Origin of the sequence: Vibrio sp. 10N.222.52.C3, from assembly GCF_041474195.1 — a bacterium.
GTDB lineage: Bacteria > Pseudomonadota > Gammaproteobacteria > Enterobacterales > Vibrionaceae > Vibrio > Vibrio crassostreae_C.
The window spans coordinates 1-8,893 of record NZ_JBFRTQ010000113.1; the positions used below are offsets into that span (position 1 = coordinate 1).

Sequence of the window (8,893 nt, forward strand, 5' to 3'; positions counted from 1 at the left end):
AGATACGAGATACGAGATATTTTTGAAAAATGGCGCAGACAAGACAAGCAAAAAATGCCAAACATCATGGTGCAATTTCTATTGTCTATTCCTTGTTCTACAGACACAAAAAAGCCGAGCTAATGCTCGGCTTTTGTATTAAGAATCTAGTATAGATTACTCAGCAGCTTCTTCAGCAGCTGGGCGGTCTACAAGCTCAATGTAAGCCATTGGAGCTTTATCACCAGTACGGAAACCACATTTAAGAATGCGAGTGTAACCACCTTGGCGAGCCGCGAAACGCGGGCCTAGTTCATTAAATAGTTTTGCCACAACTTCGTTATCACGAGTGCGAGCAAATGCAAGACGACGGTTAGCAACACTGTCTGTCTTAGCTAGGGTAATCAATGGCTCAATTACGCGACGTAGTTCTTTTGCTTTAGGCACGGTAGTTTTAATAACTTCGTGACGAACAAGAGAGCTAGCCATGTTGCTGAACATCGCTTTGCGATGACTGCTGTTGCGGTTGAGTTGACGACCACTTTTACGATGGCGCATGACCTAATCCTTCTAACTTTTCGATTAATCTTCAGCGATTGACGCTGGTGGCCAGTTTTCTAGACGCATGCCTAGAGAAAGACCACGTGAAGCAAGCACATCTTTAATCTCTGTAAGAGATTTCTTACCAAGGTTTGGCGTTTTAAGTAGCTCAACCTCAGTGCGCTGTACAAGATCACCGATGTAGTGAATCGCTTCTGCTTTCAAACAGTTAGCAGAGCGAACTGTTAGTTCAAGATCGTCTACAGGACGTAGTAGGATAGGATCGAATTCTGGCTTCTCTTCCTTCTCCTCAGGTACACGTACATCACGAAGATCTACGAACGCATCCAATTGTTCAGCTAAAATAGTAGCTGCACGACGGATTGCTTCCTCAGGTTCTAGAGTACCGTTCGTTTCCATATCGATAACAAGCTTGTCTAAATCAGTACGTTGTTCTACACGTGCCGCTTCTACAGCGTAAGCGATTTTATCAACCGGGCTGTAAGTAGCGTCAACTAGTAGACGACCGATAGGACGCTCATCTTCTTCAGTATGGATACGAGCTGAAGCTGGAACGTAACCACGACCACGTTCTACTTTGATACGCATAGCGATCTCAGCGTTGTCATCCGTTAGGTGACAAATTACGTGCTCAGGGTTAGCGATCTCTACATCACCATCGTGGGTGATGTCACCTGCAACAACAGGGCCTGAGCCTGATTTGTTCAGTGTAATAAACACTTCATCTTTGCCTTCAGCAACGCGTACAGCCAAACCTTTAAGGTTTAGAAGGATTTCCAGGATATCTTCCTGAACGCCTTCTTTAGTGCTGTATTCGTGTAGCACACCTTCAATTTCAACTTCTGTTACGGCACAACCCGGCATAGAAGATAGAAGAATGCGGCGAAGAGCATTACCTAGAGTGTGGCCGAAACCGCGCTCTAATGGCTCAAGAGTTACTTTCGCGTGTGTCGTATTGATCTGTTCAATGTCAACAAGACGCGGCTTAAGAAATTCTGTTACAGAACCCTGCATTGTGTCCTCTCTTTTTTTAACCTTACTTAGAGTAAAGTTCGACGATCAAGTGTTCATTGATGTCAGCTGATAGGTCAGAACGCTCAGGCATACGCTTGAATGTACCTTCCATTTTGCCAGCATCTACTTCAATCCAAGTTGGCTTTTCACGTTGTTCAGCAACTTCTAGAGCCGCTTTAATACGAGATTGCTGTTTAGCTTTCTCGCGGATAGAAACAACGTCGTTTGCCGCTACTTTGAAAGAAGGAACGTTTACAACTTTACCGTTAACTAGAATAGACTTGTGGCTAACTAGTTGACGAGATTCAGCACGAGTGGCGCCAAAGCCCATACGGTAAACTACGTTATCAAGACGACCTTCAAGAAGCTGAAGCAGGTTTGCACCTGTGTTGCCTTTAAGACGTGCAGCTTCTTTGTAGTAGTTGCGGAATTGTTTTTCTAGAACGCCGTAGATACGACGAACTTTTTGCTTCTCACGAAGCTGAACGCCATACTCAGATAGACGACCGCGACGAGCGCCGTGTACACCTGGTGCGTTATCAATTTTACACTTGGTATCGATCGCACGGACACCAGACTTAAGGAATAAGTCAGTACCTTCGCGACGGCTAAGCTTAAGCTTAGGACCCAAATATCTTGCCATGATCTTTCTCCAATATTCCTAGAAACGAAACTTAAACGCGACGTTTCTTAGGTGGACGACAACCGTTATGAGGGATTGGTGTCGCATCAACAATGTTAGTGATACGGAAACCAGCAGCGTTCAGTGCACGAACAGTAGATTCGCGACCTGGACCTGGACCCTTAACCATAACTTCCAAGTTCTTTAGGCCATATTCTTTAGCCATTTCACCACAACGCTCAGCTGCAACTTGTGCTGCGAACGGAGTAGATTTACGAGAACCACGGAAACCTGAACCACCTGCTGTAGCCCATGCAAGAGCGTTGCCTTGACGGTCAGTGATAGTTACGATTGTGTTGTTGAAAGAAGCATGAATGTGCGCTACGCCATCAGCTACTTGCTTGCGTACGCGCTTACGCGCGCGAGTTGGTTGTTTTGCCATTGTACTCTACCTTATCCGACTATTTCTTGATCGGCTTGCGCGGACCCTTACGGGTGCGAGCGTTGGTTTTAGTACGCTGTCCACGTAGTGGTAGACTGCGACGATGACGAAGACCGCGGTAACAGCCAAGGTCCATAAGACGCTTGATGTTCATCGATACTTCACGACGTAGATCACCTTCTACAGTGTACTTAGCTACACCATCACGCAGTTGATCGATCTGCTCTTCAGTTAGTTCACTGATCTTAGCATCTTCAGCAATACCCACTTCAGCTAGAATAGCTTGAGAGCGAGTTTTACCGATACCGTAGATTGCAGTAAGTGCAATTACAGAATGCTTATGATCAGGAATGTTAATGCCGGCTATACGGGCCATTATTCACTCCTAAGGGGTTCATAAAAGAATTATCCGCAGCAAAGCCCGTTATGGATACGCTGCGGCATACTACTTCTTTTGCACGCAAAAGGTAGGCCGAGGAATATACTCGACTCTACCTTGTATTTCAAGTAAAAATTTCTGCTAATTAGCCTTGGCGTTGCTTATGCTTTGGCTCACTGCAAATCACGCGAACGACACCGTTACGCTTGATAACTTTACAGTTACGGCAGATTTTTTTAACGGAAGCACGAACTTTCATTGCTAAACTCCGTAAATGGAATCGAAATTGTTACCACCGAATTAACGGCCGTAACCCTTCAGATTCGCTTTCTTTAACACAGAATCATACTGTTGTGACATCAGATGAGTCTGTACCTGTGCCATGAAATCCATGATAACTACCACTACGATTAGTAGTGATGTGCCGCCAAAGTAGAAACGAACGTTCCACGCGACCATCATGAACTCAGGAATCAGACATATAAAAGTAATGTATAGAGCGCCCGCAAGGGTTAGTCTAGTCATCACTTTATCGATATATTTCGCTGTCTGCTCACCTGGGCGGATACCGGGTACGAATGCACCAGACTTCTTCAAGTTATCAGCTGTTTCACGTGGGTTAAACACCAACGCTGTATAGAAGAAACAGAAGAAGATTATAGCTGCTGCATAAAGCATTACATACAAAGGTTGACCTGGGCTAAGAGCTAATGACACGTCAGTTAACCAACCGAACGCGCTGCTTTCACCATTTTGACCAAACCACTGCGCTAATGTTCCTGGGAACAAAATAATACTTGATGCGAAAATCGCTGGAATAACACCTGCCATATTAATCTTAAGAGGCAAGTGAGAGCTTTGTGCTGCAAAAACTTTACGACCTTGTTGACGTTTCGCATAGTTAACGACGATACGACGTTGACCACGTTCCATGAAAACTACGAAGTAAATAACAGCAAAAGACAATACAGCAATCAACAGCAGAAGAAGCACATGCAATTCACCTTGACGCGCTTGCTCGATTGTTTGACCGATTGCAGAAGGCAATCCAGCAACAATACCTGCAAAAATCAGAATGGAAATACCATTACCGATTCCTCGCTCAGTGATTTGTTCACCTAACCACATTAAGAACATGGTACCAGTTACTAAACTCACGGTAGCAATAAGCGTAAACATGGTTTGGTTGATAACAACCAGATTGTCGACCATGTTTGGTAAGCCTGTTGCGATACCAATAGCTTGGAATGTTGCAAGTACAAGCGTGCCGTAGCGTGTATATTGGCTTATCTTACGACGGCCTGCTTCACCCTCTTTCTTGAGTTCCGCTAACGCTGGATGAACTACAGTTAGCAATTGGACTACGATCGATGCCGAAATGTACGGCATGATACCCAATGCTAATATAGATGCACGCTCAAGAGCACCACCGGAGAACATGTTAAACATTTCTACGATGGTACCTTTTTGCTGATCGAACAAATCGGCAAGTACAGCTGCGTCAATACCAGGGATCGGCACAAAAGAGCCGGCTCGGAATACTAAAAGTGCACCAATTACGAATAATAAGCGCGACTTTAGTTCACTTAAGCCGCTCTGAGCACTACGAAAATCTTGTCCTGGTTTCTTAGCCATCTGTACCTCGTTCCTCGAGATTATTCCTCGATTTTACCGCCTGCAGCTTCGATTGCAGCTTTAGCGCCTTTAGTCACGCGTAGACCTTTAACAGTCACAGCTTTGCTTAGGTCACCAGAAAGAACGATCTTAACAAACTCGATGTTCTTAGTGATAACGTTAGCAGCTTTAAGGCTGTTAAGATCAACTACGTCACCTGTTACTTTCGCTAGCTCAGCTAGACGAACTTCAGCAGACACTAGGCTCTTACGAGAAGTGAAACCGAATTTAGGTAGACGTTGTTTTAGAGGCATTTGACCGCCTTCAAAACCTGGACGAACAGAGCCGCCAGAACGTGACTTTTGACCTTTGTGACCGCGGCCACCTGTTTTACCAAGGCCAGAACCGATACCACGACCTACACGCTTCTTAGAAGGTTTAGAGCCAGCAGCCGGTGATAGAGTATTCAAACGCATTCTGATTACTCCTCAATCTTAACCATGTAGTAAACCTTGTTGATCATACCGCGTACGCACGGTGTATCTTCAAGTTCTACTGTATGGTTGATGCGACGAAGACCTAGACCTTTAAGACACGCTTTGTGCTTAGGTAGGCGACCAATTGAGCTTTTAGTTTGAGTTACTTTAATAGTTGCCATCGTGTGCTTACTCCGAAATAGATTCAACAGTTAGACCACGTTTAGCAGCAACCATTTCTGGTGACTTAACGTCTACTAGAGCACCAATCGTTGCACGAACGATGTTGATCGGGTTCGTTGAACCGTATGCTTTAGAAAGTACGTTATGTACGCCCGCAACTTCAAGTACAGCACGCATTGCACCGCCGGCAATAACACCTGTACCTTCTGCAGCTGGCTGCATGTAAACTTTAGAGCCCGAATGACGACCTTTCACCGGGTGGTGAAGAGTGCCTTCGTTAAGCGATACTGTAACCATGTTACGGCGCGCTTTTTCCATTGCTTTTTGAATCGCAGCAGGTACTTCACGAGCTTTGCCGTAACCGAAACCTACGCGACCGTTACCGTCACCAACTACTGTTAGTGCAGTAAAGCTCATGATTCGACCACCTTTAACCGTCTTAGATACACGGTTAACTGCGATCAGCTTTTCTTGCAAATCATTAGCTTGTTGTTGTTCTTTAGCCATCTTCCAACCCTACCTTAGAATTTCAGACCAGCTTCGCGAGCAGATTCTGCTAGCGCCGCTACTCGACCGTGGTATTGGAAACCAGAACGATCAAATGCAACTGAAGCTACGCCTTTTTCAAGAGCGCGCTCAGCAACAGCTTTACCAACTGCTTTAGCTGCATCAACGTTACCAGTGTTCTTAACTTGCTCACGGATCGCTTTTTCTACAGTAGAAGCAGCTGCGATAACCTCAGAGCCGTTTGCCGCGATAACTTGTGCGTAAACATGGCGAGGAGTACGGTGTACTACCAGGCGAGTTGCACCAAGTTCTGCAATCTTACGACGTGCACGTGTAGCACGACGGATGCGAGATGCTTTCTTATCCATAGTGATACCTTACTTCTTCTTAGCTTCTTTAGTACGCACATTTTCATCTGCGTAACGAACACCTTTGCCTTTGTAAGGCTCAGGAGCACGGTAAGAACGAATGTCAGCCGCAACTTGACCTACTACTTGCTTATCGCAACCAGTAATGATGATCTCAGTTTGGCTAGGGCACTCAGCTTTAATACCTTCAGGTAGAGCGTGCTCTACTGGGTGAGAAAAACCAAGAGTTAGAGCTACAGAGTTGCCTTTCATAGCAGCACGGTAACCAACACCCTTAAGAGTTAGCTTCTTAGTGAAGCCCTCAGTAACACCCACAACCATGTTATTAACTAGAGCGCGAGCTGTACCAGCTTGTGCCCATGCGTTAGTAACACCTTCTTTCGGACCGAAAGTTAGGTTGGTTTCTTCCTGTGCAATAACTACGGCGCTGTTAAGAACGCGAGTAAGCTCACCTTTGCTACCTTTTACAGTAACTTCTTGGCCGTTTAGTTTCACCTCTACGCCAGCTGGAATAGCGACAGGTGCTTTAGCAACACGAGACATAATCTACTCCTTAAGCTACGTAACAGATGATTTCACCGCCAAGACCTGCTTTACGAGCAGCACGGTCAGACATCAGACCCTTGGAAGTAGAAACAACTGCAATACCAAGACCACCCATCACTGTAGGTAAAGAGTCTTTATTTTTATAAACTCTTAGACCAGGACGTGATACACGCTTGATTTGCTCGATTACAGGTTTAGCTTGGAAGTACTTAAGAGTAACTTCTAGCTCAGGTTTTGCTTCGCTGTTAACAGCGAAGTCTACGATGTAACCTTCAGCTTTAAGTAATGCAGCAATTGCAACTTTAAGCTTTGAAGAAGGCATTTTTACAGCAACTTTGTTTGCTGCCTGACCGTTACGAACTCGGGTCAGCATATCCGAAATCGGATCTTGCATGCTCATAAGATTTACTCCAAATGATTAAGTGGCAATTACCAGCTAGCCTTACGAAGACCCGGAATCTCGCCTTTCATGCAAGCTTCACGAACCTTAATGCGGCTTAGACCGAATTTACGTAGGTAACCGTGTGGACGACCAGTTTGGTTGCAACGGTTGCGCTGACGTGATGCACTTGAATCACGTGGAAGAGATTGCAGTTTAAGAACCGCATTCCAACGATCTTCTTCAGATGCGTTTACATCGCTAATGATAACTTTTAGCGCAGAACGCTTTTCAGCGAACTTAGCTACTAGTTTTGCACGTTTAGCTTCACGTGCTTTCATTGATTGTTTAGCCATAACAGTAACCCTACCCTTACTTACGGAATGGGAAGTTAAAGGCAGCCAGCAGAGCTCGGCCTTCCTCATCGGAACCCGCAGAAGTCGTGATAGTGATATCAAGACCGCGGACACGATCGACTTTATCGTAGTCGATTTCCGGAAAGATGATTTGCTCGCGAACGCCCATGCTGTAGTTACCGCGACCGTCAAAAGACTTAGCGCTAACACCACGGAAATCACGTACACGTGGAAGTGCGATAGAGATTAAACGCTCTAAAAATTCCCACATGCGCTCACCACGCAAGGTTACTTTACAACCAATTGGGTAGCCTTCACGAATTTTGAAACCAGCTACAGATTTACGCGCTTTAGTGATAAGTGGCTTTTGACCAGAGATCGTTGCCATATCAGCTGCTGCGTTTTCTAGCAGTTTCTTATCGTTGATTGCTTCACCAACGCCCATATTTAGGGTGATTTTCTCAATCCTAGGGACTTGCATGACGCTTGTGTAGCTGAACTCTTTGGTAAGCTCAGCGACTACAGACGACTTGTAGTAATCATGCAGTTTCGCCATAGTAGAACTCCAAATTACTTCTAATTAGTTAGAAACAGTTTCGCCGTTAGATTTGAAGAAACGAACTTTCTTGCCATCTTCGATACGGAAACCGATACGGTCTGCTTTACCAGTAGCCGCGTTAAAAACAGCAACGTTAGAAGCATCAATAGCTGCTTCTTGTTCAACGATGCCACCTTGTTGACCTAGAGCCGGAACCGGCTTTTGGTGTTTCTTAACAAGGTTGATGCCTTCAACGATAACTTTACCAGTTGTCAGAACCTTAGTTACTTTACCTTTCTTGCCTTTATCTTTACCAGCAAGAATGATTACTTCGTCATTACGACGGATTTTAGCTGCCATATTGCCGCTCCTTACAGAACTTCAGGTGCTAGTGATACAATCTTCATGAATTTCGCGTTACGAAGTTCACGAGTCACAGGACCAAAGATACGTGTGCCGACTGGTTGCTCAGTAGTGTCATTTAACAATACACAAGCATTACTGTCGAAGCGAATGACAGAACCGTCTGGGCGACGAACGCCTTTACGGGTGCGCACTACTACCGCCTTCAGAACATCACCTTTCTTTACTTTACCGCGAGGAATCGCTTCCTTCACTGTAACCTTGATGACGTCACCGATATGTGCATAACGGCGGTGAGAGCCACCCAGAACCTTAATACACATTACCTTGCGCGCGCCAGAGTTATCTGCTGCGTCAAGTGTACTTTGCATCTGGATCATTGTTAGTGCTCCGCTAAATATTAAAACTAGACCCTCTCGGGTCGGGCTGCCTCTTTAAAAGGGACGCGAATTGTACCACCCTTTTTTTAAATTGGGTAGACAAAAAACAAGCGGCTCCAAAAAATAATTTGGAGCCGCTTATAAGTTATAGAATTACAAAGATTAAATCTTCGCTTTTTCTAGAAC

17 protein-coding genes are annotated in these 8,893 nt (G+C 45.1%); all 17 read right to left on the reverse strand.

Annotated features, from left to right (window positions below):
* Positions 1–156: 156 nt before the first annotated feature.
* On the reverse strand, positions 157–537 hold the full coding sequence (rplQ, locus tag AB4517_RS17075) for a 50S ribosomal protein L17 (protein ID WP_004729812.1): 381 nt from the start codon (positions 535–537) through the stop codon (positions 157–159).
* 24 nt (positions 538–561) lie between these two features.
* Positions 562–1,554 (reverse strand): DNA-directed RNA polymerase subunit alpha, encoded by a 993-nt coding sequence (locus AB4517_RS17080; RefSeq protein WP_004729813.1) that lies wholly within the window; start codon positions 1,552–1,554, stop codon positions 562–564.
* A gap of 22 nt (positions 1,555–1,576) precedes the next feature.
* Positions 1,577–2,197, reverse strand: coding sequence for a 30S ribosomal protein S4 (gene rpsD / locus AB4517_RS17085; RefSeq protein ID WP_004738777.1), 621 nt, complete (start codon positions 2,195–2,197; stop codon positions 1,577–1,579).
* Positions 2,198–2,228: 31 nt separating this feature from the next.
* Positions 2,229–2,618 (reverse strand): 30S ribosomal protein S11, encoded by a 390-nt coding sequence (rpsK, locus tag AB4517_RS17090; protein ID WP_004738778.1) that lies wholly within the window; start codon positions 2,616–2,618, stop codon positions 2,229–2,231.
* Between the two features lie 19 nt (positions 2,619–2,637).
* Positions 2,638–2,994: a 30S ribosomal protein S13 gene (gene rpsM, locus AB4517_RS17095; RefSeq protein ID WP_004738779.1), complete on the reverse strand. Its 357-nt coding sequence runs from the start codon at positions 2,992–2,994 to the stop codon at positions 2,638–2,640.
* Between the two features lie 148 nt (positions 2,995–3,142).
* The gene (rpmJ, locus tag AB4517_RS17100) at positions 3,143–3,256 is read right to left on the reverse strand and encodes a 50S ribosomal protein L36 (protein ID WP_000868186.1); all 114 of its coding nucleotides are present in this window, start codon (positions 3,254–3,256) and stop codon (positions 3,143–3,145) included.
* A gap of 41 nt (positions 3,257–3,297) precedes the next feature.
* Positions 3,298–4,632: a preprotein translocase subunit SecY gene (gene secY, locus AB4517_RS17105; RefSeq protein WP_004738781.1), complete on the reverse strand. Its 1,335-nt coding sequence runs from the start codon at positions 4,630–4,632 to the stop codon at positions 3,298–3,300.
* 20 nt (positions 4,633–4,652) lie between these two features.
* Positions 4,653–5,087 (reverse strand): 50S ribosomal protein L15, encoded by a 435-nt coding sequence (gene rplO / locus AB4517_RS17110; RefSeq protein WP_004736758.1) that lies wholly within the window; start codon positions 5,085–5,087, stop codon positions 4,653–4,655.
* A gap of 5 nt (positions 5,088–5,092) precedes the next feature.
* Positions 5,093–5,269 carry a 50S ribosomal protein L30 gene (gene rpmD, locus AB4517_RS17115; RefSeq protein WP_004736756.1) on the reverse strand — a complete coding sequence of 59 codons (177 nt, stop codon included), beginning with the start codon at positions 5,267–5,269 and terminating at the stop codon, positions 5,093–5,095.
* A 7-nt stretch (positions 5,270–5,276) separates the two neighbouring features.
* The gene (rpsE, locus tag AB4517_RS17120; RefSeq protein WP_017061307.1) at positions 5,277–5,777 is read right to left on the reverse strand and encodes a 30S ribosomal protein S5; all 501 of its coding nucleotides are present in this window, start codon (positions 5,775–5,777) and stop codon (positions 5,277–5,279) included.
* A gap of 14 nt (positions 5,778–5,791) precedes the next feature.
* Complete coding sequence (gene rplR / locus AB4517_RS17125) at positions 5,792–6,145, reverse strand: 50S ribosomal protein L18 (protein WP_004738784.1); 354 nt, start codon at positions 6,143–6,145, stop codon at positions 5,792–5,794.
* Positions 6,146–6,154: 9 nt separating this feature from the next.
* Positions 6,155–6,688, reverse strand: coding sequence for a 50S ribosomal protein L6 (gene rplF / locus AB4517_RS17130; protein WP_017063712.1), 534 nt, complete (start codon positions 6,686–6,688; stop codon positions 6,155–6,157).
* A gap of 10 nt (positions 6,689–6,698) precedes the next feature.
* On the reverse strand, positions 6,699–7,091 hold the full coding sequence (rpsH, locus tag AB4517_RS17135; protein WP_017061309.1) for a 30S ribosomal protein S8: 393 nt from the start codon (positions 7,089–7,091) through the stop codon (positions 6,699–6,701).
* Positions 7,092–7,120: 29 nt separating this feature from the next.
* Positions 7,121–7,426: a 30S ribosomal protein S14 gene (gene rpsN, locus AB4517_RS17140; RefSeq protein ID WP_004738789.1), complete on the reverse strand. Its 306-nt coding sequence runs from the start codon at positions 7,424–7,426 to the stop codon at positions 7,121–7,123.
* A 16-nt stretch (positions 7,427–7,442) separates the two neighbouring features.
* Complete coding sequence (gene rplE / locus AB4517_RS17145; protein ID WP_004738790.1) at positions 7,443–7,982, reverse strand: 50S ribosomal protein L5; 540 nt, start codon at positions 7,980–7,982, stop codon at positions 7,443–7,445.
* 24 nt (positions 7,983–8,006) lie between these two features.
* Positions 8,007–8,324, reverse strand: coding sequence for a 50S ribosomal protein L24 (gene rplX / locus AB4517_RS17150; RefSeq protein WP_004738792.1), 318 nt, complete (start codon positions 8,322–8,324; stop codon positions 8,007–8,009).
* A gap of 11 nt (positions 8,325–8,335) precedes the next feature.
* On the reverse strand, positions 8,336–8,707 hold the full coding sequence (gene rplN / locus AB4517_RS17155) for a 50S ribosomal protein L14 (RefSeq protein WP_004736740.1): 372 nt from the start codon (positions 8,705–8,707) through the stop codon (positions 8,336–8,338).
* Positions 8,708–8,893 lie beyond the last annotated feature (186 nt).

Bases quoted from the DNA above. Each gene is read 5' to 3' on its own strand.
- rpsM (WP_004738779.1), bottom strand. From the start codon at position 2,994: ATGGCCCGTATAGCCGGCATTAACATTCCTGATCATAAGCATTCTGTA.
- rplO (WP_004736758.1), bottom strand. From the start codon at position 5,087: ATGCGTTTGAATACTCTATCACCGGCTGCTGGCTCTAAACCTTCTAAG.
- rplX (WP_004738792.1), bottom strand. From the start codon at position 8,324: ATGGCAGCTAAAATCCGTCGTAATGACGAAGTAATCATTCTTGCTGGT.
- rplF (WP_017063712.1), bottom strand. From the start codon at position 6,688: ATGTCTCGTGTTGCTAAAGCACCTGTCGCTATTCCAGCTGGCGTAGAG.
- rpsE (WP_017061307.1), bottom strand. From the start codon at position 5,777: ATGGCTAAAGAACAACAACAAGCTAATGATTTGCAAGAAAAGCTGATC.
- rpsK (WP_004738778.1), bottom strand. From the start codon at position 2,618: ATGGCAAAACAACCAACTCGCGCGCGTAAGCGCGTACGCAAGCAAGTA.
- rplN (WP_004736740.1), bottom strand. From the start codon at position 8,707: ATGATCCAGATGCAAAGTACACTTGACGCAGCAGATAACTCTGGCGCG.
- rpmD (WP_004736756.1), bottom strand. From the start codon at position 5,269: ATGGCAACTATTAAAGTAACTCAAACTAAAAGCTCAATTGGTCGCCTA.
- AB4517_RS17080 (WP_004729813.1), bottom strand. From the start codon at position 1,554: ATGCAGGGTTCTGTAACAGAATTTCTTAAGCCGCGTCTTGTTGACATT.
- rplE (WP_004738790.1), bottom strand. From the start codon at position 7,982: ATGGCGAAACTGCATGATTACTACAAGTCGTCTGTAGTCGCTGAGCTT.
- secY (WP_004738781.1), bottom strand. From the start codon at position 4,632: ATGGCTAAGAAACCAGGACAAGATTTTCGTAGTGCTCAGAGCGGCTTA.
- rpsD (WP_004738777.1), bottom strand. From the start codon at position 2,197: ATGGCAAGATATTTGGGTCCTAAGCTTAAGCTTAGCCGTCGCGAAGGT.
- rpmJ (WP_000868186.1), bottom strand. From the start codon at position 3,256: ATGAAAGTTCGTGCTTCCGTTAAAAAAATCTGCCGTAACTGTAAAGTT.
- rplQ (WP_004729812.1), bottom strand. From the start codon at position 537: ATGCGCCATCGTAAAAGTGGTCGTCAACTCAACCGCAACAGCAGTCAT.
- rplR (WP_004738784.1), bottom strand. From the start codon at position 6,145: ATGGATAAGAAAGCATCTCGCATCCGTCGTGCTACACGTGCACGTCGT.
- rpsH (WP_017061309.1), bottom strand. From the start codon at position 7,091: ATGAGCATGCAAGATCCGATTTCGGATATGCTGACCCGAGTTCGTAAC.
- rpsN (WP_004738789.1), bottom strand. From the start codon at position 7,426: ATGGCTAAACAATCAATGAAAGCACGTGAAGCTAAACGTGCAAAACTA.